Genomic DNA, 21,692 nt, shown 5'->3' with positions numbered 1-21,692 from the left:
TCCCGTAACATCCGTTTAGAATCCCCGCGCATTCACGCCGGGGAGTAGTCAACCCAATTTATTGCTATCTACTAAGAAATATTTACTTTCAAGAAGGAATATCAGATAATACGAGTACCTTCAATAAGATAATCCGCTCAAAAGTATAAAGTAAATATTAAGGCATCAGCCGCAGAGACGATGGTGGTAGCCATTACCTCTGCGAGTATAAATTTATTTAAAGCGACACCAGAGTTCATCCTATGCAATTAATTCCAAAACCTGAGCGGAATGGCTCCTCTGTTAGCAAGTCATCAAATTCTGGCAAATCCGGGGAGCCTTCTATTTCAGGATTTGTTGACTCCCCCTCTTATATACCATCGTCCTATCAGATAAACGAATCTTCCCATGATCGGGTCATCGTCTTTATTGACGGCTCTAATCTATTTTACGCCGCTTTAAACTTAGGCATTGAAATCGATTACACCAGATTACTTCAATGCCTTGTCCGCAACCGTAAGCTGGTACGCTCTTACTTCTACACGGGGGTCGATCGCACCAATGAAAAACAACATGGCTTTTTACTCTGGATGAGTCGAAATGGCTACCGGGTAGTTTCCAAAGAGTTATTGCAAATGCCGGATGGTTCTAAAAAAGCCAATCTGGATGTGGAAATTGCCGTGGATATGTTGGCGATGGCAGGAGTCTATGATACGGCAGTACTGGTTAGTGGCGATGGTGATCTGACCTATGCCGCGAATGCGGTTGCCTACAAAGGAGTTCAGGTCGAAGTCGTTAGTTTACAATCCATGACCAGTGACTGTCTGCTGCAAGTGGCCGATCGCTACACTGACTTGGCCAGCATCCAACAGGCGATCGCCAAGTCCTAATTTTTCAGGAGCGATCGAACAAATTGGAAGTATGCATTTACGAGCGACACAATATGTTATATTGATTGAACTAGCGGGGCGTAGCGCAGCTTGGTAGCGCACTACTTTGGGGTAGTAGGGGTCGTGGGTTCAAATCCCGCCGCTCCGATTCGTGAAAACCGCTCGTAATGGGCAGTTTTAGCATGTCTGGAGATTGATTCAGACTTTCAGTAGGATCAAATCGTGTTTATCCCGTGACCAGTCTAGCTCAGTACTGGAGAAATGGTCAGATTGGCAAAAGGCGATTTCACGATCTAAGTCATTGTGCAGTGGCACAATGACTTAGATCAAATACTGATAGGCCAGGGTACCTTCCAGCCTCTCCGGATTTTGAATTTCCTGAGTTTCACGCGGCAGCAACGAGGCAATGCTGAAGTCAATCAGCTTGATTTCCTGGGTTTCTGGGTGAATCAGAATGTTAGCGGGTTTAATGTCCTTATGAATGATCCGCTGCTGATGCACATCATAAAGAATTGCAGCCAGCGGAATGGCGATTTGCAGAAACTGTCGCAGGCTCAAAGAGCGAGTTTTGAGGTAATCCCGGAGTGAGATGCCGCCCATATCTTCCATGATCAGGGCGTAGCCATTACGGTAGGGTTCCAGGCTGTAAGGACGGATAATGCCAGGAATCTCCAGTCGTTTGGCAATCAGGTATTGATTACGGAACTGTAATAGTTCGTTAAAAGTCGGGTATTCTCGTTGCAGCAGCTTAATCATAACCGGGCATTGATCGACTGCCCGAATCGCACGATAAATCAGTGTTCTGGAACCAGAGTAGACTTGCTCAACCAGTTGATATCCGGCAACTTTCGTACTCTCTGCTGCCATCTTCATCTCAATTGCTCCTTGGATATGACTCTCTTGCGCCTACAGTCAAATGGGTACCCACACAAAAAGTGATGATCGAGTATGCCCAGGAGCAATTTAAATTTCCCGTAAAACTGAAAAACTGCCGAACTACCCCATCGGTGCAGGGGCCATCATGCCGCGAAAATCAAGAATTTGTACCAGCAACAAATAAGCAATACTGAGCCCGATCGCGATCGCTCCGGTCGTAATTGCGATAATCTTTGATCGTTCCATTCCTGACTCCTTTCCGTCGGGTACACGATAAAATTCACTTTCTCCACCCTACACTCCCTACCCGTTCTGTAACAATGGATTCTGCGATCGTTACTTATACCGAAACTGCGCCTGCCAGCCGTCCTGCTGTCGTTGAAACCTACGAACTCAGTAAGACCTATCGGGCAGGTTTCTGGATGACTCAGAAAGTGCCCTCTTTGAAGAATTTCACCCTGCAGGTGTTTGAGGGCGAGACGTTTGGACTGTTGGGGCCAAATGGAGCGGGAAAGACCACCCTGTTGAAAGTGTTGTTGGGGATTGTGCGGCCTTCCGGTGGCCGAGGATTGGTGCTGGGAAAACCGATCGGCGATCGGGCCACCAAACAGCGAATCGGCTACCTGCCGGAAAATCCCTACTTTTACGACTACCTGACCGGATGGGAGATTTTGCAGTTCACCGGAGGATTGTTTGGGCTTCCCAGACACATTCGCCGCAAGCGCATCCCGGAATTACTGGATCTCGTAGGACTGGCCCAATCTGCTGCCAAACGCAAACAACTGCGCCAGTATTCCAAAGGTATGTTGCAACGCATTGGCATGGCGCAGGCGTTGATCAATGATCCGGAGTTAGTGTTTCTCGATGAACCGATGTCGGGCCTCGATCCGCTTGGACGTTACCAGATCCGGGAGATTATTTTGTCTCTGAAGTCACAGGGCAAGACAATTTTTTTCAATAGTCATATCCTGGCAGATGTTGAGCAAATTTGCGATCGGGTGGCCATCCTCGCTGAAGGGGAACGCATTTGTCTCGGCTCTCTCGACGAACTCTTGGGCACATCGAATGTCTATCGAGCCAGGGTGAAAGGGGGCAATCCCGATGTGCTAAAAAATCGCCTGGGCCACATGGAATTTCGCGATGGCTTCTGGCAGGGAGAAGTGTTGGGTAATCCCCAGGACTTTTTAGGTAGCCTCAATCTTATGGGTGCTCAATTGGTTGATTTGCAACTCGCTCGTCCTTCCCTGGAGGAATTCTTTGTTCATCAACTTCAAGAACGGGGCATTCGTCAGAGTATTTAAAGATTGTGATTATTTAAAGATTGGGTGAGCAGGAATCACCCTTGTGGGTACTGTGGGAAGGTAGTGGCCAAGCCTAGCATGGAACAAGGTTCAGGTAGCGTTCTGTGCTTCGAGTTGGCGCAAGAGACACAGAAACGCTACTCTCTTATTCCCCTAGATGGAGAACTGTACCCAGTTTAGATTCTCCATCTCCAAACGTGCAATCAAAGGTTTGCTCAAAAAGTCAAAGAAAGGGGAGTTGCAAGCCCAGTGATTGCAAATCAACCTAAATTTTAGGAGATGATTATGGATCCGATTAAATTGCAGGCTGCGATCGACCTGGCAAATGCTGGTTGGCAAGCAGGCGAAACCACCGTGTCTCGTTTATCCCCCGAAGAACAACGGCTGCTCTGTGGCTATATTCCTGGCCCCGGTGAGCCGTCTTTAGAAGAGCAGGAACGGATGGCCAGCAGCAAATATGCTACGTTTCAGGCTACTGCGGCGGCTTCTAGTTTTGGCTATCCCGCCGCGTATGATTTACGCACAGGTGGCTTTGTCACTAATGTCAAAGACCAGGGTGGCTGCGGCTCCTGTGTTGCATTTGGGACGATCGCAACGATCGAAGCCACATTTCGACGCCAGCGCAACAATCCCAACCTGGATATCAACCTGTCTGAGGCACATCTGTATTACTGTTATGCCAAGTCTCAGAGACGCACCTGCGCCAATGGCTGGTGGCCCGATAAAGCGATGGAGTGTGCTAAACAAGGGATCGTAGATGATGCCTGCTTCCCTTACACCGCCGGAGATCAAAACTGTGCTCTGTGCTCTGACTGGCAAAACCGTCTGGTCAAAATCACCAATTTCAAAAAGCTCAATGATATTGCCGCGATGAAAGACTGGATCTCTACTCGCGGTGCTCTCAGCGCTTGCTATACCGTTTATGAAGACTTTTTCTCCTACAGGAGTGGAGTCTATCGTCATGTGACAGGCCGTGTTGTGGGTGGTCACTGCGTCTCTATCGTTGGTTATGACGATAATGCAGGCTGCTGGATCTGCAAGAACAGTTGGGGCACTGGTTTTGGTGAACAGGGCTACTTCAAGATTGCCTATGGTCAATGTGGCATTGAGGCTTCCATTTATGCTGTTGAAGGAATTTTGGAAACTGGCTGGCTGAGCAATGTGAAAGTGCAGGGTCTGTGGGCCAATAATGCTGACCTGAATGCATTCGTTTACCTGAGTAATGGCATTGGTTGGCGCAGACTGTGTACTGCAAATGTGAATGCGCATATTGATATGCTGACCCAACTGGCTGCCTCCAAAGCTCAAGATCGGATCGTCTCAGTTTATCAAGATAATGGCATCATTACTCAAATTTATGCCTGTTAGCGATAGCTAGATCAAGTTTTCTTTGGTGCTTTTACAATTTCAATTCAGATGTTTAGGAGATTTACCATGAGTAATACACTCGAAGTCACTCCCTCCATGGCTGGAACTGAAGAGTGCATTCCCCGCCAGAATGTAGCGATCGCCTTTGCTCCCCCTGGCAATGGCTTTAATAAAGATACTGGCAAGGCTACGGTGCTGGATTATCCTACCGAAGAACCTCCTGTCCGTTCGATCACCGCGACTGTGGCTGACTATCCCACCCAGGAACCTTCCAGCAAACTGCAACAAGGCGCAGCAGGAACAGTCGGAGCAGGCTGGCAGACGGATAAGAAGGTGACAGGATTATGGCGTGCTTGCGGTAACGATCGCAATTCCTATATGTATGTGGACGGAATTGGCTGGCGTAAATTTGCCGACAATTCCGACAGTGCGATCATGGCCTTCAGCATCATTGCTGCCCATGCCAAAACGACTGGCAAAGGTGCAAACTACTATGAAGGAGACGATGGTAAGGTGAATACCATCTACGTCTGGTAAGGCAGGTTGTTGAAATCAGAGTAGAGAGGTGATTAGTTCATCTCTCTACTTTCAATACACTGCACAAGCAACAGGGGCTGTACGAATGTCTGACATCACGCTAACCAAGGCTGACAATGGTAAAACCCTCACCCTCAAACCGGGACAAACCCTCATCTTGCGATTAGCTGAAAATCCCACAACGGGGTATCGCTGGTCAATTCCATCGCTCAATACTCAGGTGTTGCAATTGACCGACGATCGCTTTGAGTCATCCAGTTCAGCCGCGATCGGTGGAGGTGGCCAGCGAGTGCTGACATTTCAAGCTCAGCAACCGGGACAAATCAGTCTGAGTTTGAAAAGTAAGCGAGAGTGGGAGGATCAAGCGGCGGCGCTGGAATCCTTTTCGGTGATGATTCAGGTAGCCTGATCATAAAGAAGGAATAGACCAATCATCTAGCCCTGATTGATTCGGTACGTTGGCACTAACGTATCCTATGTTTGATTACACCAGTTACTTACTCGACTGTTGCTGTTCCACCACTGTGTTTTTTCACATAATCGTTGAGCGTAGCCAGTTGAATTTTTGTCAGCTTGGAACGAATGTCATTGGCAGACTTCTGGACGATCGCAACAATCTGGCTCTTCTGCTTGGAATCCAAATTTAACTCATTAATGATTTGCGACATTGGTTTCTTAGCCGCGCGTGCTTGTTTGAAGTTTGCTTGCTGAAATTATTTAGAAGTAGCAATATAAGGTGCGACGTATGGCGAATCTAGTAGATACCGTAACTCAGGCTGGAAAGTTCAATACCCTGGCAAAAGCGATTCAGGCAGATGATCTGGCGGAAATGTTGCAAAGCCCTGGCCCCATCACGGTGTTAGCCCCAACCGATGAAGTGTTTGCCAAACTGCCCAACGGCCTGATGGATGAAATGTTGTGGGATCAAGCTGCGTTGCAGCGGGTGTTGATTTATCACATCCTGCAGGCGGATGCCCGGTTGGAAGACTTGCAGAAAATTGACGAGGCACCAACAGCAGAAGGGTCTGTAGTCGCCGTCGAACACCCAAATGGTCAAGTTAAGGTAAATGATACAACTGTCCTGGAAGCCGATATATTGACCGACAACGGCGTGATCCACGCGATCAACACAGTTCTGATGCCTACCCTGGTTGAATCGGCCTTAGAGCAGAAACTGTAACTTGTGGGTCTTGCCTAAAATTTGATGTTTGAGATGGGCATAGCCCTACCTTTTGCCCATCCTACGTTTTCTAGTCAATGCTTATCTTGTTGCTCTCTACTCCGGTGAAGTCTTTCAAGATTGCCCCAATTGTTGAACAAAAGTGGCGTGTTCGGGCGAGTGAAGACCTGTTTGCAGAACCTCAAACACCCGTTGCATATTTCCCTGCAGCAAGGCCAAGCCATCCAGCCACAGGCCAGGACAAGTGTGACTTTGCCAGATGCCATCCTCGTTCGGCAGTAAATCCAGGTATTCTCCTGCTTCTGAATAAAACCAGCTAATTTTTTGATCCAGCACCTGCCAGACCAGATATTCTTTCACTCCATTGCGACGATAGGCGTGTTTCTTAGCATGGAGGTCGATCGCCGCGCTGCTGGCCGCCACTTCCACAATTAGTTCCGGTGCGCCTTCAATATAATCATCCTCACTGATGCGTGCCTGTCCCCCGGCTTCTTGACTGATGAGCAGAACAGCATCAGGTTGAGGTTCATTATCGATATCGAGTCGCACCGTTGGGTTATCCCCTACCAATACACCAGGAGTCATTGCCTCATAGGCGATTAACCAACCGATGATTCGCCCATGTGGTTGTCCATGACTTTTGAACCGTAACGCTGCAGGCATGTAGACAATTCCTTCAATTAACTCAGCCTTTTTCAGATGCGGCATGGCGTTGTAACGACGCTCGAACTCATAGCGGGTCAAGCGATCGCCGTTTTCCAGTGGCGGAATTGCAAAGCGTTGAGCAGGAGTGTCTACCATCGGTGTGCACGCTCCTTGTAGAGGTGAGATCAGGCAGAGGTGAGAATCAGGCAGAGAGGACGAGGGGTTTTGTGGGTGGTTCGACGATCGGGGCCGATAATGCCTCTTCCAGGGGAGCGCGTCCCAATCGTTCTTCCAGGATATTCATTACTTCCCGGCCAAAGTCATTCGGGTTGCGCTTCCAGGCTTGCAGGCAGACCTCGCCAAAGAAGGAACCCAGTGGCTCCGGATTCCACAGCAACTTACGAACCGTCCAGGGTTTGATGTTCATTGGGTCATAACCGGGACGCAACACCTCATTCTTGAAGGCGAATTCTTCCAGGTGGGTATGGGGTTGCAAGCCGATGAAGAAAATGGCAGGTTCTACTTTATTGGCTCCAAAAATGTTTTCTAATTCGCGGTGGTAGGCGATCGTTTGCCGGATGGTATCGAGGGTTTCGTCGATGACATTAAACGAGTAATTGACGGATACCAGATCGTTAAATCCCGCTGCTTTCAGATCCCGGCAATTTTGTAGGACAGTACGCAGGTTGTACCCCATCCGCATTTTCCGTACTAGTTCCTGAGAGCCACTGGTGATCCCGATCTCAAAATAATTCATGCCCGTTTTGACCATCAGGTCGCACAATTCCGGCGTTAAATTATCGGCTCGAATATAAGCGGCCCAGTGGATGTCCTGCATTCCAGCCTGGAGCACCTTTTGCAGCAGTTCCACCACGTCATCAATATATTTCCGGGCGGGAATCAGTTGAGCATCGGTGAACCAGAAGTTGCGAATGCCGCGATCGTACAACTGGCGCATCTCTGCCACCACTTCATCCGCAGGATTCACTCTCACCTGCTTGCCTTCGATCACGGTGTAGATACAGTAACAGCAGTTGTGAGGGCAGCCCCGCTTCGTCTGCACGCCTACATAGAAATCCTCTGCTTGCAGGTAGTACTCAAACTCATTCCAGATGCTCTGGATATAGTCATAGTTACAGGCCGTTTTTTCAATCGGGGCAGGAGCTTCGTGGATCAGACGAGGGCGGGGCTGCGTTTCACCCACTACATAGCACCGCTCGTTCTGTAGACTCTCTCCGCGCACCAATTTTTCCAGCAAGGTTTCCCCTTCGCCCACTGAGACGATCGCCCCTTTGGGTAGGCTCTTTCCTAACTGCTCATAGAAGACGCTGACGGCTCCGCCACCGACGACCACTTTGGCCGCAGGGTTATAGCGTTGAGCGCGACGAGTGCCTCGCTTGATCAGACCCAGGTTTTGCCATAATTCTCCGTAGTAACCTCCGGCAATCCGTAGCAGTCCCAGTGCCCCTTTTAACTTCACCAGAGGATTGCGGGAATAGAAAAATTCAAAGGTATACTGCAGGGGATTGCCGCCCCGTCCCCCCACTGGGGCATAGATCTGAATATCCCGCCAGGAAAACACCAGTAAAGTTGGCTGGAATTCATCAATACAGGCATCCAGGGCGGTGGCATAATCAATGGGTGGTACTGTTCCCAGATCGAAAATCCGTTGTTGCACCTGGGGAAACAGTTTGTGAACATGGTCAGCCAGGTAAACAACCCCGATCGGAAAAATCGGGTTGCACGGGAGGCGAACATAGAGGATCCGGCTTTCCATATCAGCAAAACGTGGCGAGTTCTAAATTGAAACCTTATCTGCGCCAGATTTGAAGCTTCTTTTACAGGAAATTTCAGGTCTCTGGCTGGACTTATTTATGTTACACAACTTTACGATACCACAGTTGCCAACTTGAGGGGGGCTTGTTACTGGAGCAGCCTCTGTTAATTTTTTTAAGCAAAAGAAGCAAAAAACGATCGCTCCACCCCCTACTGTTAAGTATAAATTCTCAATATTTTTTGCTTTAAGCGCGAGTTGGTAATCGGATTTACAACCAAAGGGGATCAGCCAATGGTAGGGTCGATATGCTTACAGGCCCTAGTGCATACACAAATTCTATGGCTCAGATTTTTGATCCCGTACCCACTATCAGTGCCCACCCCATTGTGTGCTGTTATGTCAATGCCACCAGCCGCATCCAGGTGGCCCGCATTACCAATATCCCCAATTGGTACTTTGAACGGGTCGTGTTTCCTGGACAGCGGTTGCTGTTTGAAGCCCCTTCGGAAGCCTTGTTAGAGATTCATTGCGGCATGATGGCCAGTACAATTCTGGCAGATACGATTCCCTGCGATCGCTTACAGGTTGAGGATGCGGTGATCTCATCCTTGAATCCTGAACATGAACAACGCATGGAGGAATTGAACGAAGGATTGGAACCAGCCAGGTTAGTCACTAATTCGGTTGGAGTTAGCAATTGAGGTGCTTCACGGTCGTCACACTGTTAAAAAGGTTAAAAAAAGGGGCTACTACCGAATTTAAACCCTTTAACAAACCAACTTCTTGAAGACCTCATTACAGTTTCCTATTCCCATTGGTTCAATTGCGAAGCCCACTGTTGCATCAAGGTATTTACCTGGGCACGGCGGGCTTCAAACGTAGCAGCCGCCCAAATCAACAGTAATCCTACCAGGATGCCCAGTGCCCACAGCATGAGGGAATAATCGCTAATAAATCGCCACAGTTGCCAGAGCACCTGCAGAATAAAGGTGACGGTGCCGATGTATAGAAAAGCCCGAATCCGCAGCAATAAGCCTGCCACAATAAAGCCAAATTCTAGCGCCAGCGCCAGCAGACCTGCAAACACAGGCGCAACTCCGGCAATTCCGATTTCGGACTGGTAGAAGCCGGTCAGACAAATCAGTGCTGTAGCTAGACTACGGAGCCAGTGCCGTTTTTCCCGATCGCGCTGATGCTGGAATCCCGGATCAATCTGCGCGACATACAGTAAGGAGGCACTCAGCACCATGACAAACCAGAGCGGTTCTCTTAACTCGTAGGTGACAAATATCCGCAGAATTGCCCAATCTGCCAGCAAAACCCCAATGTAGCTCAAGCGAGGTTGCTGTTCTGCCGCTGCTAACCAGGCATAAAAAGCGGCTCCCATTAACAAACTCTGGATGTTTATCCCCCAGGCCACAATTAAAATCACCACCCCTGGTAATACCGCTGCCATTTGCTTCCAGGGACGTTTATCCCATCCCCAGCGATCCCAGGGGCCGAAGTATAACGCCAATGCGATGCCGACGGCGATCGTGCCTGACCAATCAATGAGCCTGGTTGCGGGGAGTAGACGGTGGAGTAGGTAGCCGATCGCGATCAGGGATTCAGTGATTCCAGCGTAAGTCCAGGGGAAGTGATGGGGGGATGGGAGAGGAGGGGGGAGGGGGAAGTTTCTCCAGCGATTGTGGCTTTTTGTCAGGGCATAGGTGGCGAGCAGGGTTGCAGCGAGCAGCCAGAGCCATTCTCCGGTCGAACTGAGGGATACGATCAGGGCCGGAATGAGCCAGAAATTGCCTAATCCCCAGTGTAAATTGGCGATCAATGACCACTTATCTCCGGAGAGGCGGAGCCAGGGCATGGCCCAGCGTTGTCCAAGGTGGGCGGCGATCGCCAGAACTGCTGCCAGCAGAGCCAGCATGATTAGAGTGTCGTTGGGATTGACTCCCTGCACCTGCCTCAGTTGAGCGACGAGAAATTCATGGGCGGCAAAGGATCCCACCAATACCGACAGAAAGGTTAATGCTTTCAGGGATGGGAGGCGACGGCCTACTCTGATCCCTACCCATGCACCGATCAGGGTGTAAAGGGCACTGGTCGTTGTAAAGAAGGGGTGTAAGGCGATGGCGAAGAGGGCGTATAGAAGGGGAATGAGGTGCCAGGTGGGGGGTGGGAGTGGTTGAGTAGAGGAGTGAAGGGGTGAAGGGGGAGAAGGGGAGGAGGGAAGGAGTTTGGCTATTTGCCAGTCTCCGGTTAATTGAGTGATAACGGCAAGGACTAGGTTGGCGATCGCAAGGTAGTCGAAGGTGGTGCGAGTGGGTTGCCCAGATAGGGTAAGGGCGGCGGCAATCAGGAGTTCAACGCTCCAGGCCAGGATGAGGTAGGTGAAGTCAGTGGCAGATTGGGTGGTACGGTACAGGGTGGCGATGACCAGAACGGCACTGGCGGCAGTGTATTGCCAGGAGGGTTGGACGAAGAGCAGATAAATCAGCAGCAGCATCAGAGAGAGGAGCAGCAGGGTGACCAAGGTGAGGGCGATCGCCCAACCATCTGTTGCCTGTCGATATAGGCTGGTGAAAACCTGCCTGCGATGTAGGAGCAAGCCTCTAAGCACCCAGAGTGCCAGGATAGTTCCCGCCAGGATCAGGAGAAACCATCCGTCGTTCAGCAGGCGATCGCCAAAGGCTTCCCAGAAGGCCAGCATTTCAAAGCTGAGGCCAAAGCCGACGGTTAATACGGCGGCAGTCTGATTCCTCAGATAGTAGGTGTTGATGAGCATCAAAACTGCCGCTGTTCCCAGACCAAGCAATCGCTCGGTTGTCGAACCCAACATCAAGGGTTGGAGCAGAAACAAGGCGAAAACGCTCAACCAACTGGCTAACCGTGCGGCGGTAAAACTGCTTTGACTACCCAGAATGGTTAGGGCGATCGGGGTAATCAGCCAGACTCCACTCCAGTGACGATCGTTCTGCCAGAGTTGGAGTGCGAGCAGGATGTAACTGACTCCGGCGAACAGAAGGCCAAAGTGCCAGGTGCTGGTTTTCCAGGCGAGGAGGGAAGTGAGGGGGTAAGGGAGTGGGGGGGTGGAGGGGCCAGTGGTAGAGACGTTTCGGTGGAACGTCTCAGTGGCAGGTGGTGGAGTGGCGGAGTGAAGAGAGTAGCAGGCGATCCATTCCAGGAGCATGAGGGTGAGGAGAAAGGTGGCCCAGAGGTGCAGGCTGAGGGTGGGGAGGAAGCGCTGCAGGGTGGAAATCAAGGTGGATAGGGCAGCGGTGTGAGTCAGGTAAATCAGCCCTGCGCTGGGTTGGGGACGGGACAGCAGGACGATCGCCAGGGTGAGAGTGGAAAGGGCCAGGTTGAGCGATCGCACGGTGGGATTGGCCAGACTGATTAACGTCAGCAAGCCACCCGCTATCAGGGCCAATTGTTCGGCCTGGAGTGCTAAGGCGGGACGCTGCCACTGTCGTAATCGGAAGGCAAACCAGACCGTGGCCAGGACGTAGGGCAAGAAGCCGATCCCAGATAAGGCAGAGGTCATCCCCTCGGTTCCAGCGAGGCTGATACAGAAGCGGACGATCGCTTGCTGCCAGACGGGAGGAATCACGCGCCAGAGTAACCAGACTCCCTGAAATCCCACAAAAAATCCTGTGGTTAAATAGACTGGCTCACCCGTGCGTCTCAAGCCATCTCCGAGCAGCCATAATCCCAAGCCAGTAATGACGATCGCTTGCCAGGGAGGAATCACCGATACCGCGATCGCCCAGCCAACAATCAGTAAGGCCGAACCAAGCCACATCCACATTCTACGATCGGGCGATCGGCGAGCTAACCAGACCAGCACCCAGCCACTAATGCCAATCGCTAATCCCAATTGATTCAGCGGCACCTGAGCCACCAGGATTGCCCGCAGAAGCAGGAGCAGGGATCCGAAGGTGACAGCGATCGGGGGGAGAGAGTAGCGTTCTCTCTCCCTCTCCCGCTGCTCCTGAACCAGTAATGCAACAGCAGCCGCGATCGTTCCCACATAGGTGGCCGTAAAGGGAGTCCCCTGCCAACCCCAGCCCCACTGCAACCAACTGAGGCCGATCGCAGTACCAGTCATCCAGGCGGCGCGGCTAGGTTTTAAAAGCAGGATGGTGATCAGGGTGAGGAGGAGGGCGGCGATCGTAACAAAGACAATTCCTGGGAAACTGTTCCAGAGCTTGAAGCCATCCATCATCCAGAAGTTCACTGGGATGATCAATAAGGTGGCAATTCTTAAGGTCTGGGTGGTCAGCTGTAGGTTAGGTTGGCGATCTGTCCACAGAGTGACTAGCCAGAAGACCAGGGTGAAGCTCAGCAGAATGCTGTATTGTCCTAACGGTGAGAAGTTGCGCCATTGAGTGGCGGCCAGCACTCCGGAGGACACAACGACCAGAAAACCCCCCAGGAACAGTAACCACACCACGCTGACTTCAGCCATAAAGGACTGAAGCCATTGGGCTGGCAGGCTGATAGGACGATCGGCAGCGCGAGGTAAGGGTGGGTGAGCATCTTCAGGAGGCAGGAAATCCGTCACTCCCACAGGTTGTAACGCTGAATCGGGGCTGTCAGGTGACTGCTCAACGACGGGTTCGGGTAACGGACAGGCAAGCTGTTCCGCACAAATCTGCCGTACCCATTCCTGGGAAACTAACCCCAGTTGCAACCAGGCATCCAACCCTTGCAGTAGTGCTGGATGACCCGCCTGCACAGCGAGTCGAATCAGAATCTGGCGATCGTCGAGCCTATCCACTCACCCACCCATCATTCATCCACCCATCCACTATCTACCTACCCTGCCCCCTCTGTACAGACGTTTCGGCAAAACATCTCTACTTCCGACTCCACTGCACATACGGCAACGTTACGGCTTTTGCCCGAATTTGCTCCGCGTGCGCTACTAACTGACCACAGGCATCCCAAGTGCCAGCCACCAGCATGGAGCGTGGGCCTTCTTTCAGGGCGATTGCCGCCGTCCAATCGCCACATTGGACTTGCATCGTCTCCAAATTCACAGTCACAGGCGTTTGGGGATCAGCCGCGAGTTTCTCCTGCAAGGTTTTGATAGTTGTTGCATCTGCTGTAACACAGGGAATGCCCATTGCCAGACAGTTCCCAAAGAAGATTTCAGCAAAACTTTCGCCCACGATCGCCCGGATGCCCCACTTAGCGATCGCCTGGGGAGCGTGTTCCCTTGAGGAACCACAGCCAAAGTTATTATTCACAACCAGGATCTCGGCTCCCTGATATTGCGGCTGATCAAAGGGATGCTGGCCCTGTAAGTGGGCACGATCGTCGGCAAATACCTGCTCCCCTAATCCATCAAAGGTGACGCAGCGCAGAAAGCGGGCTGGAATAATGCGATCGGTATCGATATCATTTCCTGGCAACGGAATTCCCCGTCCGGCAACGACTTTGACTTCACTCACCATAGGCTATTCTCCCAATCTCAGGCTTTTCCAGTATAGAGCCGAGACGATCGCTTCTATCCCGGCGAGCCAGGTGAATTCGCCTAGAGATCGGGTTTTTATCCAGAAGACGCAACTGGACCGTGTCCTTCAAACTCGAGAACCTGACTTCGGAGCCAGGGTTTCTGATTATGCTCTCAAGACTAGATTTCTTAAGATTCGTTGCAAGTTTGATGCAGTGCCGAAAATTGTTGATTCAAATTTAAACGGGTGGGCTACCCTAGTCTGCGTCAATACTCCTGAGACCTTTCGGCGCTTAAAACCATGCCTTACGGTGTATGTTATCCCCATCTTGCAACTTCAAAACCAGTGCGAAGTGGATCAGCCTGTTACTCGTCATTGGTCATTTGTCCTTCATGGGTTGATTGGCTTGTGGTTCGTAGCGTTGACCAATGCCCAATGACGAATGCCCAATGATATTTAGGATCAGGAGTTAAACGCACTTATCTACTTACTCTCTCAGTTTCGTTGCATAGTCTTTGTTGAGGCGGGAATGACCTATTCAGTGACTTATCATCAGCCATCCCTTTTAGATCTGGCACGGCAGGGCAATTTTCGGGCGATCGCGTATTGGATTAACAGCATCCTGGGGCCAAAAGGCGTTTATATTCAAACGGAATCAACTCGCTCCGGAACGTTAAAAATTATGGTGAATTTTCAGCGTTCCAGCGATCGGGAGATGTGCATGAAAGCCCGCCATCATCTGGTGCGGCATATTTGTTATCGCCTGTGGACACTGAATTCAGCAGAAATTCGGGATGTGCGGATCATGGCACGGGTTACAGGTCAAAAAGATATTCTGTGGCGGCAATCGGTTCGGATCACCACTCCGGCCCATGACCATCTCAAAGCGGCTTCGGCTGCTCCCGGTCGTGTCGCCCGTTCCAGTAGTGCTGCTCGTCCGCGACGGGTGGCCCATCCCAGAAGTGCAGAACGGGAAAAATTCCAACTGCTGCGATCGTTTCTGTTTAACCGGATTGCACTGGCGGGATTTCTACTCTGTTATTGGATGTTCTATCTGGAAGCAACAGGACATCAGACAGCCGAGCAGCCCAGTGTCGCCGCAACATCACCCAAGGACACAGAGAAATCGCCCAGTCCAGCCGCTTCTCCTCAGCAAAGCGCTACCCCCGTTGCTCAGCAAACCCAACTGCCTCAGAATCTGAATTTTACTGTACCACCTCAATTCCAGGGGCAGGTGGTATATCAGGCTACCCCACCAGCCGGAGCCGAAAAAGTGATTGCCTTAACTTTTGATGATGGTCCCTGGCAAGGTACTACTGAGCAAATCCTGGATATCCTCAAGCAAAACAACATTAAAGCAACTTTCTACTTTGTGGGACAGGCAATTCAGGAAAATCCAGAAATTGCCAAAAAGGTAGCGGTAGCGGGTCATGCGATCGGCAATCACACCTGGCGACACTTAATGGATGATATGGATGAACCAACCGCCTTGCAAGAACTCAGCAATACCGCTAAGCTGATTTACCAGGCGACTGGAGCCAGAACTCACTTAATGCGCCCACCGGGAGGAAATCTGGGCGGCGAGTTGGTAAATTACGCTAAGAAAAGGGGCTATCTGGTAACGATGTGGTCTGTAGATACAAGCGACTACTATGTCTCAACCCCGTTGATTATCGATAATGCCCTGCGCGATGCTAAGCCTGGTGGGATTGTGTTAATGCATGATGGTGGGGGCGATCGTACAGCAACCGTGGAAGCGCTTCCCCAAATCATCTCCAGCCTGCGTCGCCAGGGGTACAAGTTTGTAACGGTTCCTGAACTGATGCAAATGCAGGCCAAGTGGGGGCCAATTCAACCCCTGGATGGCACGGATACTCCAACGGTTACAGATACATCTGTCCCGTCACTACCATCGAACCCATCATTACCATCGAGCCCATCATTACCACCTACTCCCACTGTTCCTAACAGTCCTCCTACCCCAGCCCTCAGTCCTCGATCGGATCAAACCTATCAGGATCCCCGAACGCCCTAGCAGCATAACTCCCACTATGAAGGTCTACCTAAAATAAAGGCTTTCATTAACGAGAAACTGCCTTTTTAAGCTAAACGGGAGGAATAGCTGCGGTTTATTGATTTTGGCAGGGGATACAATTTTAACTGTAATTTTTGCCCGTCTACCTTCCTCAAACTCCAACGGCTCTTCGATGAATGGATTGAGGGACAGGCTGACAGCAGGCGTACTTGAGACAGCGCATCTCTCAAAGTGTGTGTTATGCTACCTCGGCAATTACTAAAACCTCAACGCGACCGTGGTATCGGTCATCAATATTTCCCGAAGAATCTCGCAGAAGGTAGCGAACTCCTACGGTAACGGTATTATTGTTCACAGTTCTGGCGCTCGCATCAATTGTTTGACGGAAAACGTGATGATCCCCGTCAGTAAATTGAACGTCAAAACCCTGAGTGGTGCAGAAAACTTTTTTGAGTCTCATGATGGATAACCTGAACGACCAAAACAGCGCCTGAAACCCCTTGCCCTCGTTCGTTCGCCCGATAAAACTCAAGATCGCTGTCTCGGTGAGAATCCTTGATTTATAGGGGTTTCAGGAGTTTTCTGCACCACCAAGGCGGCGTCGGCTCTAAGAACTCTGCTGTTAAAGACAGCTATAGCTGTTTCAGCTTATACTCGACCGCTAGTTGGGTCAAAAGTAATATTTACTCTGCGAAAATCAATTGCCATAATATGTCTCTATAGAATTTAGATATTTCGATTGTGACGGACTTACTTCATCGTTAATAAGTACCCTCATGGGTACTTATTAACCATTTCCATAACTGATGCTGCACCCCACAAATAACTCAGCAGACTCTAGTTTCTTGAGTGCTTTCGGTCGAAACCGATGACTTGCGGGACAGGTGCAAAGACTGGTTTGTGCTAGCTAACCAAGGTTTATAATCCGTTACCATCCAGTTGGCTAACGTAGTTGGCCTGATGTAACAGTGGGAACGAGGATCATCTATGAAACGGCTGCCCTGGGTATCGTTAGTTTTGCTACTGGTTTGCTATGCTGGCTTTGGTTCGTATTTGGCCGGGTTAGCAACTCAGCCAGCCTGGATGAAGTCTGCGTGCGAATGGGTATTTTCGCCAGATTTGTATCAATCGGCAAAGCCTCGGGAAGTCAAACCATCTAATTCTCCTACCTCCAGTAAATCGGAAATCACCATGGGGGAACCTGGATTGCCAGAGTCTGCTAAACCCAGGGAAAGTTTAGTAACTCCATCGTCCGCAGCAGAGCAAAAAGTATCTATTTGCAGCATCATCGTCCAGCACAACGTTCATATTGGTTTATTAGCGATCGGCTGGATTCTAGTTTCCTCGCTGGCCTTCATTTCTCCACTGACCAGCTTTAGCAGCTTTGTCAGTCGCTGGTTTAAATCAAACACGGTGGCCTTTTTAACGATCGTGACGATCGCCGGAATGGCTGCTGTAATCCTCCACTGGTTGCACGTCTTTCTTCAGATCTTGACTATTCTGGCTGCCGATACCCTGGCCCGCATTGACATTCAAACGGCTGGTCTAACGGGTAATCAAGCCTTCTGGATTCTGACCCTGGTTTCCCTCACAGGTTTGATTACAGGCTGGCTATTAAATGTGTTTCTCATATAAAAAGCAGTCGCCCCCGACTGCTCTTGTAGCTTTCCAGTTTGTTTAGTGCATGAGTGTAGTTTCAAAATAAGCCCAGGGTTTAAGAACAATCATCCAGTTACAGTTTTAGATACAAGTGACGAAATCTAGGGGTCAATCGAACGATCGTCACAGCCTGTCCAACCATTACTGCAAAATTTGGCCATACTGGAAGCAATAAGCGTTTAACTGTACCTCTATGCCCTGCGGTAGCTCGACTGTGGGGCAATTCCCTCTTTAAAGGTTTCAAAGGGGGCTTTTAAAGGGGCCGGAAGATAAAGGGATAACGGAACGGCTGTTCGGAAACGTTGAGACAGTGAATAATTGCCCAGATAGTCAGGCCCCAGTGAACTAACCACCAGATACCACCTGCCAGCCCAAAGGTAATAAAAGAAAGAGGAACTAGGATCAGACCGTATAACCAGACATTGAAGTGGAAGTTGATCGCTTCCTTAGCGTTCTCTTTCACAACTGGATCATCGGAAATGGCCAGTATCGCGATCGGAACGCCAATTGACACGACTAACCCACTGAAGAAGATTGACCCGTGAGCCAGGGACGACAGTAGCTTTCGTTTGCTAATATCGACAGTGCTTTGAGATTGCATCGTTTGCCTCACATTTAACAGGTTCATTACATTGCCACTATACAGCGAGAATGCTATTGAACATGGGAGGAAAATACCAACCTCAAAGCAGAGATTCCCGATGGCTTTTATTTGCTGCTGCACCCTATTCCCCTGGCTTTCCTACATTCGGTTTGGAGAAGCCAGGTTACGAAACTGGGTAAACTGAGACTCAAATAGCAACTTCACTGTCCCGGTTGGCCCATTTCGATGTTTGGTTAGGATGACTTCGGCAATCCCGCGGTCGGGGGTATCCGGGTTATAGTACTCGTCCCGATACAGCATCATAATCAGGTCTGCATCCTGTTCAATGGCACCGGAGTTATGAGAAACAATTCCATCTGCTAACCAAGACGCGGTTTTGGGCACGGTCAAATCATAAACATCTGCTTCGCCCAGTGGCTCGATCGCTTGGATCTCATCCCAAAACAGATCAGAAATAGCCATTTCCATTAATGCCGTGCTGTGCAAAATTTCAGCATTGTGAGCAACAACCTGCTGGGATGGAGCAAAGCTGAAGTGGGATGCGCCTCCATAAGCTGTACCTCGCAAACAAGAGATTTCTCGCTGGAAGGGTTCCGGTAACTGACGCGCTACGGCCAGTCGATCTCCTACAGTTAGATCCTGAACTTCCCGCCAGCCTTCCAATCCGTATAGCCTGTGATTGGCTGTTGCCTTGATGGTTCTGCCACTGGCTAATTTAACTTCGTAAACAGGTTTGCGGCCAACGTGCCAAACCATATCAGACTGCGCTCGTACCAGTTTGCCGCATTCGTCTAAGCTGACAACTTCCGGCGTTTGCCCCACTAAATCCCGAATCGGCACTCGCTCTCCAGTTGCTAAGACAACCAGCGTATCGCCAGTCACACACTCCCGTAAGTCCGACATCATGGGACGTTTATTGGTGCGCGATTCCACGCTGCGGCTTAACTGCGATAGGGCAATCACAGGCACACTGAGTTCGCGGGCCAAGGCTTTCAGCGATCGCGTCACCTTCGACAGTTCCTGTACCCGGTTATCGCCCCCCCCTTCCATCAATTGCAAATAGTCCAGCAGAATCAGTCCCAATGCGCCACCCTGTTCAGCTTGTAAGCGGCGAGATTTCGATCGCATTTCATTCACACTGATATTGGGAGTGTCATCAATGAAAATCGGCAATTGGGAGAGGGCATTGATAGCATGGCCCAGCGGTTCCCATTCTTGCTGACTGATCCGCCCAGAACGTAAACGCCCGCTTTCAATCCGGACTTCACTCGCCAGCAGTCGTTGTACCAGTTGCTCCTTCGACATTTCCAGGCTGAAAATCGCTACAGGTAGCTTGTAGAATGCGGCAATGTTGCGGGCAATGTTCATGACAAAGCTGGTGTTATGCACACAAATGTCATTGGCGACAAAATTATGAGTTTCGGGAATGGTTAGGTCATAAACCTGCTGTTGGCCCGTTGCCTCGATCGTCACAATCTCATCCCAATAAATGTCACCCGTCGCCAGATCTAGCAGCGGTTGATGGTGCAGAGTTGTTGCCAATGCGGATAAGCGATCGCGGATGGGTGCCCGTTTGCCAACATGACTATTGCTATACTCAGCAATGCTGGCCCGCAGTGCCAACGATTGCCAGAACTGATTTTGATCGGCCGCGCCCAACTGTTGCCAAATGTCAATGGGGATCAGATCACGATTGGTCTGGTAAGTTTTCTGGCTTAAAGCCGCTTGCACTCCGGCCAAAGCTGCCTCTTTCCCGAAGATGCCGATCTCTGCAATAAATGTTTGAATCGATCGAGCATCGGTAATATCCAGTTGCCATGCCTGCTGACGTGAATCTCCATATTTCAGCGATCGCTGTTTCAAAGATGCAATCACGCCAAACCGGAGCAGCAGATGTTGCACTTGTTGCGCCAGACGATGGCTGACAGTTGCGTAGCCGACTTGAGCCTGCCCACTGGCCAGCATCGTCGCCCAACCATCCGTTGCAAATAGCCGATTCAGGAATAGTGCTAATTGCGATCGCTTCAGTCTGAAAACAGCCGCTGGAATGGTTTTGGCATGAGCATCTTTCATCCACAGATCCAGGTTTTGTAACCACAGAGATTGCTGTTGCATGACGTTCTGTAGTTGTCGAGCAAACTCCTCCCGATTGGCTCTAGCCTGCTCAAAATCCTGACTAATCCTGAATGAGGGGGCACGGCTTCCCTGAAAATCACTAACCCTTACTTTGACTCCCAGGAATTCAGCGACAGCTTGTTGAAAGTCCTCTTGAATGGCTGGATTAACGTTGGTAAAAGTGGCAGATGATTTAGTCAGGCCGCCATCTCCAATGAGATAACCGAGTAACTTAACCCCTCCTTCTCGCATCGTTTCGTTGCCAAAAACTCCTAGTCTCCGGGGAACCGCAATTTTGTCTCCAACCTGCAGATTTACCAGGGGTTGCCATCCGTGGATGGTGAGATAGGGATGGGTGAGAGTGGTCTCGATCGTTCGCCCTAAGCGAGTCGTCACCCGAAACGTGGGCTTGATGCCGTCATCAATAAATGCTGACGGCTGCGTTAAGCGAAACTTCCAATCCTGGCCTAAAGTCAGCAAATCCGCCTGTTGTCGCTGATAAAGGGTTTCAATGGTTGCTAAACTGCCATCCGCCAGTAAAATTTCTGCTGTTGCCGCAAGGCATTTCCCCATTGAGGGCCGCCCTGCCACAATAATCAAGTCCGATCGCTGGAAGCCCTGAGTCATGGCATCCAGGTCATAGTAGCCACAGGAGAGGCCGGGAAGTACCATGCCCAGCGATCGACTTTCGATGTCGGAGAAGGTGTGGGTGAGAATATCTGCCATTGCCGCCAATCCTTGCTGAGGCCGATCCTGAGTCACATTAAAGATTTTCTGCTCAGCCAGATCCAGCACCTGTTCTAGATCTCTGGAAGTATCGTAGCCCAGTTGAGAAATTTCGCCCCCAACCTGGATCAACTTGCGGCGCATGTACTTATCCATCACCAGTTGGGCGTACTGGTCGATGTTAACAGCGCTGACAGTGCGATCGATCAACTGAATCAGTTTGGTCTGTCCGCCCACTTTATCCAGCAGTCCCCGATCGCGCAGCCAGGTCATCACGCTCATCAGGTCAGTGGGCAGACCCTGATTCTGCAGTGCCAGCATCGTCCGGTAAATTTCCTGATGAGCGGTAAGGTAGAATGCTTCCGGGCGCACCAGATCTGCCACCCGACTGATGGCTTCTGGATCCAGGAGAATACCTCCCAAAATGGCCTCTTCCGCATCAATATTTTGGGGCGGCAGGCGATCGCTGTATGCCTGAAAGTTCAGTTCCTGGACCATAGTGCGCTACTGCAAGGAAACAGTGAAAGGAGAAATGGGTTGAGATCGG

General features: G+C 50.5%; 18 protein-coding genes and 1 tRNA gene. 10 read left to right on the top strand and 9 right to left on the bottom strand.

From position 1 onward, the window contains the following. Nucleotides 1–242: 242 nt before the first annotated feature. On the top strand, nucleotides 243–869 hold the full coding sequence (locus tag ACUVQO_RS11025; RefSeq protein ID WP_445925926.1) for a LabA-like NYN domain-containing protein: 627 nt from the start codon (nucleotides 243–245) through the stop codon (nucleotides 867–869). Between the two features lie 74 nt (nucleotides 870–943). Beyond that, nucleotides 944–1,017: transfer RNA gene (locus ACUVQO_RS11020), tRNA-Pro, on the top strand. A 173-nt stretch (nucleotides 1,018–1,190) separates the two neighbouring features. Here the strand turns inward: ACUVQO_RS11020 and ACUVQO_RS11015 are convergent. Together ACUVQO_RS11015 and ACUVQO_RS11010 are read right to left on the bottom strand one after the other, a co-directional pair. After that, a complete protein-coding gene (locus ACUVQO_RS11015; protein WP_445925925.1) occupies nucleotides 1,191–1,742 on the bottom strand; it encodes a serine/threonine protein kinase in 552 nt (183 codons plus the stop codon). A 123-nt stretch (nucleotides 1,743–1,865) separates the two neighbouring features. Next, on the bottom strand, nucleotides 1,866–1,991 hold the full coding sequence (locus ACUVQO_RS11010; RefSeq protein ID WP_273545908.1) for a hypothetical protein: 126 nt from the start codon (nucleotides 1,989–1,991) through the stop codon (nucleotides 1,866–1,868). Nucleotides 1,992–2,065: 74 nt separating this feature from the next. Between ACUVQO_RS11010 and ACUVQO_RS11005 the strand changes: the two genes are divergently transcribed. The 4 genes from ACUVQO_RS11005 (at nucleotide 2,066) to ACUVQO_RS10990 (ending at nucleotide 5,360) form a co-directional block, all read left to right on the top strand. Further along, entirely contained in the window at nucleotides 2,066–3,046 is a 981-nt protein-coding gene (locus ACUVQO_RS11005; RefSeq protein ID WP_445925924.1) for an ABC transporter ATP-binding protein, read from the top strand. A gap of 285 nt (nucleotides 3,047–3,331) precedes the next feature. Further along, a complete protein-coding gene (locus ACUVQO_RS11000; RefSeq protein WP_445925923.1) occupies nucleotides 3,332–4,414 on the top strand; it encodes a C1 family peptidase in 1,083 nt (360 codons plus the stop codon). Between the two features lie 66 nt (nucleotides 4,415–4,480). After that, nucleotides 4,481–4,951 (top strand): hypothetical protein, encoded by a 471-nt coding sequence (locus ACUVQO_RS10995; protein WP_445925922.1) that lies wholly within the window; start codon nucleotides 4,481–4,483, stop codon nucleotides 4,949–4,951. 85 nt (nucleotides 4,952–5,036) lie between these two features. After that, entirely contained in the window at nucleotides 5,037–5,360 is a 324-nt protein-coding gene (locus ACUVQO_RS10990; protein WP_445925921.1) for a protease inhibitor I42 family protein, read from the top strand. Nucleotides 5,361–5,448: 88 nt separating this feature from the next. Here the strand turns inward: ACUVQO_RS10990 and ACUVQO_RS10985 are convergent, their stop codons facing one another. Then, a complete protein-coding gene (locus tag ACUVQO_RS10985; RefSeq protein ID WP_445925920.1) occupies nucleotides 5,449–5,619 on the bottom strand; it encodes a hypothetical protein in 171 nt (56 codons plus the stop codon). 77 nt (nucleotides 5,620–5,696) lie between these two features. On the opposite strand from ACUVQO_RS10985, the gene ACUVQO_RS10980 reads away from it, so the two are divergent. Continuing rightward, a complete protein-coding gene (locus tag ACUVQO_RS10980; protein WP_445925919.1) occupies nucleotides 5,697–6,131 on the top strand; it encodes a fasciclin domain-containing protein in 435 nt (144 codons plus the stop codon). 114 nt (nucleotides 6,132–6,245) lie between these two features. On the opposite strand, the gene ACUVQO_RS10975 is transcribed toward ACUVQO_RS10980, so the two are convergent. Together ACUVQO_RS10975 and ACUVQO_RS10970 are read right to left on the bottom strand one after the other, a co-directional pair. Then, nucleotides 6,246–6,932, bottom strand: a complete 687-nt coding sequence (locus ACUVQO_RS10975) for a Uma2 family endonuclease (RefSeq protein WP_445925918.1) — start codon at nucleotides 6,930–6,932, stop codon at nucleotides 6,246–6,248. Nucleotides 6,933–6,978: 46 nt separating this feature from the next. Further along, complete coding sequence (locus ACUVQO_RS10970; protein ID WP_445925917.1) at nucleotides 6,979–8,553, bottom strand: photosystem II high light acclimation radical SAM protein; 1,575 nt, start codon at nucleotides 8,551–8,553, stop codon at nucleotides 6,979–6,981. 338 nt (nucleotides 8,554–8,891) lie between these two features. On the opposite strand from ACUVQO_RS10970, the gene ACUVQO_RS10965 reads away from it, so the two are divergent. Next, nucleotides 8,892–9,254 carry a DUF1830 domain-containing protein gene (locus ACUVQO_RS10965; RefSeq protein WP_445925916.1) on the top strand — a complete coding sequence of 121 codons (363 nt, stop codon included), beginning with the start codon at nucleotides 8,892–8,894 and terminating at the stop codon, nucleotides 9,252–9,254. Nucleotides 9,255–9,358: 104 nt separating this feature from the next. Here the strand turns inward: ACUVQO_RS10965 and ACUVQO_RS10960 are convergent, their stop codons facing one another. Further along, nucleotides 9,359–13,327: a hypothetical protein gene (locus ACUVQO_RS10960; RefSeq protein WP_445925915.1), complete on the bottom strand. Its 3,969-nt coding sequence runs from the start codon at nucleotides 13,325–13,327 to the stop codon at nucleotides 9,359–9,361. A gap of 79 nt (nucleotides 13,328–13,406) precedes the next feature. Then, the gene (gene leuD, locus ACUVQO_RS10955; protein ID WP_445925914.1) at nucleotides 13,407–14,006 is read right to left on the bottom strand and encodes a 3-isopropylmalate dehydratase small subunit; all 600 of its coding nucleotides are present in this window, start codon (nucleotides 14,004–14,006) and stop codon (nucleotides 13,407–13,409) included. Between the two features lie 529 nt (nucleotides 14,007–14,535). Between leuD and ACUVQO_RS10950 the strand changes: the two genes are divergently transcribed. Both ACUVQO_RS10950 and ACUVQO_RS10945 read left to right on the top strand, forming a co-directional pair. Continuing rightward, nucleotides 14,536–16,041: a polysaccharide deacetylase family protein gene (locus tag ACUVQO_RS10950; RefSeq protein WP_445925913.1), complete on the top strand. Its 1,506-nt coding sequence runs from the start codon at nucleotides 14,536–14,538 to the stop codon at nucleotides 16,039–16,041. Nucleotides 16,042–17,028: 987 nt separating this feature from the next. Continuing rightward, nucleotides 17,029–17,676: a hypothetical protein gene (locus ACUVQO_RS10945; protein WP_445925912.1), complete on the top strand. Its 648-nt coding sequence runs from the start codon at nucleotides 17,029–17,031 to the stop codon at nucleotides 17,674–17,676. A gap of 277 nt (nucleotides 17,677–17,953) precedes the next feature. Here ACUVQO_RS10945 and ACUVQO_RS10940 read toward each other — a convergent pair whose 3' ends face one another. Together ACUVQO_RS10940 and dnaB are read right to left on the bottom strand one after the other, a co-directional pair. Beyond that, nucleotides 17,954–18,301 carry a DUF4870 domain-containing protein gene (locus ACUVQO_RS10940; protein WP_445925911.1) on the bottom strand — a complete coding sequence of 116 codons (348 nt, stop codon included), beginning with the start codon at nucleotides 18,299–18,301 and terminating at the stop codon, nucleotides 17,954–17,956. 141 nt (nucleotides 18,302–18,442) lie between these two features. After that, nucleotides 18,443–21,643, bottom strand: a complete 3,201-nt coding sequence (dnaB, locus tag ACUVQO_RS10935; protein ID WP_445925910.1) for a replicative DNA helicase — start codon at nucleotides 21,641–21,643, stop codon at nucleotides 18,443–18,445. Nucleotides 21,644–21,692 lie beyond the last annotated feature (49 nt).

It is taken from the genome of Leptodesmis sp. (genome assembly GCF_052746595.1).
Note: the sequence above shows the minus strand (reverse complement) of the source record. Positions and strands in the feature narration are given on the sequence as shown.

Excerpts from the sequence above, each read along its gene's own strand:
- ACUVQO_RS10945 (WP_445925912.1), top strand. The coding sequence starts at position 17,029 with ATGAAACGGCTGCCCTGGGTATCGTTAGTTTTGCTACTGGTTTGCTAT.
- ACUVQO_RS11005 (WP_445925924.1), top strand. The coding sequence starts at position 2,066 with ATGGATTCTGCGATCGTTACTTATACCGAAACTGCGCCTGCCAGCCGT.
- ACUVQO_RS10940 (WP_445925911.1), bottom strand. The coding sequence starts at position 18,301 with ATGCAATCTCAAAGCACTGTCGATATTAGCAAACGAAAGCTACTGTCG.
- ACUVQO_RS10980 (WP_445925919.1), top strand. The coding sequence starts at position 5,697 with ATGGCGAATCTAGTAGATACCGTAACTCAGGCTGGAAAGTTCAATACC.
- ACUVQO_RS11015 (WP_445925925.1), bottom strand. The coding sequence starts at position 1,742 with ATGAAGATGGCAGCAGAGAGTACGAAAGTTGCCGGATATCAACTGGTT.
- ACUVQO_RS10995 (WP_445925922.1), top strand. The coding sequence starts at position 4,481 with ATGAGTAATACACTCGAAGTCACTCCCTCCATGGCTGGAACTGAAGAG.
- ACUVQO_RS10950 (WP_445925913.1), top strand. The coding sequence starts at position 14,536 with ATGACCTATTCAGTGACTTATCATCAGCCATCCCTTTTAGATCTGGCA.
- ACUVQO_RS10985 (WP_445925920.1), bottom strand. The coding sequence starts at position 5,619 with ATGTCGCAAATCATTAATGAGTTAAATTTGGATTCCAAGCAGAAGAGC.
- ACUVQO_RS11000 (WP_445925923.1), top strand. The coding sequence starts at position 3,332 with ATGGATCCGATTAAATTGCAGGCTGCGATCGACCTGGCAAATGCTGGT.
- ACUVQO_RS10975 (WP_445925918.1), bottom strand. The coding sequence starts at position 6,932 with ATGGTAGACACTCCTGCTCAACGCTTTGCAATTCCGCCACTGGAAAAC.
- leuD (WP_445925914.1), bottom strand. The coding sequence starts at position 14,006 with ATGGTGAGTGAAGTCAAAGTCGTTGCCGGACGGGGAATTCCGTTGCCA.
- ACUVQO_RS11025 (WP_445925926.1), top strand. The coding sequence starts at position 243 with ATGCAATTAATTCCAAAACCTGAGCGGAATGGCTCCTCTGTTAGCAAG.
- ACUVQO_RS10970 (WP_445925917.1), bottom strand. The coding sequence starts at position 8,553 with ATGGAAAGCCGGATCCTCTATGTTCGCCTCCCGTGCAACCCGATTTTT.
- ACUVQO_RS10965 (WP_445925916.1), top strand. The coding sequence starts at position 8,892 with ATGGCTCAGATTTTTGATCCCGTACCCACTATCAGTGCCCACCCCATT.
- ACUVQO_RS11010 (WP_273545908.1), bottom strand. The coding sequence starts at position 1,991 with ATGGAACGATCAAAGATTATCGCAATTACGACCGGAGCGATCGCGATC.
- dnaB (WP_445925910.1), bottom strand. The coding sequence starts at position 21,643 with ATGGTCCAGGAACTGAACTTTCAGGCATACAGCGATCGCCTGCCGCCC.
- ACUVQO_RS10990 (WP_445925921.1), top strand. The coding sequence starts at position 5,037 with ATGTCTGACATCACGCTAACCAAGGCTGACAATGGTAAAACCCTCACC.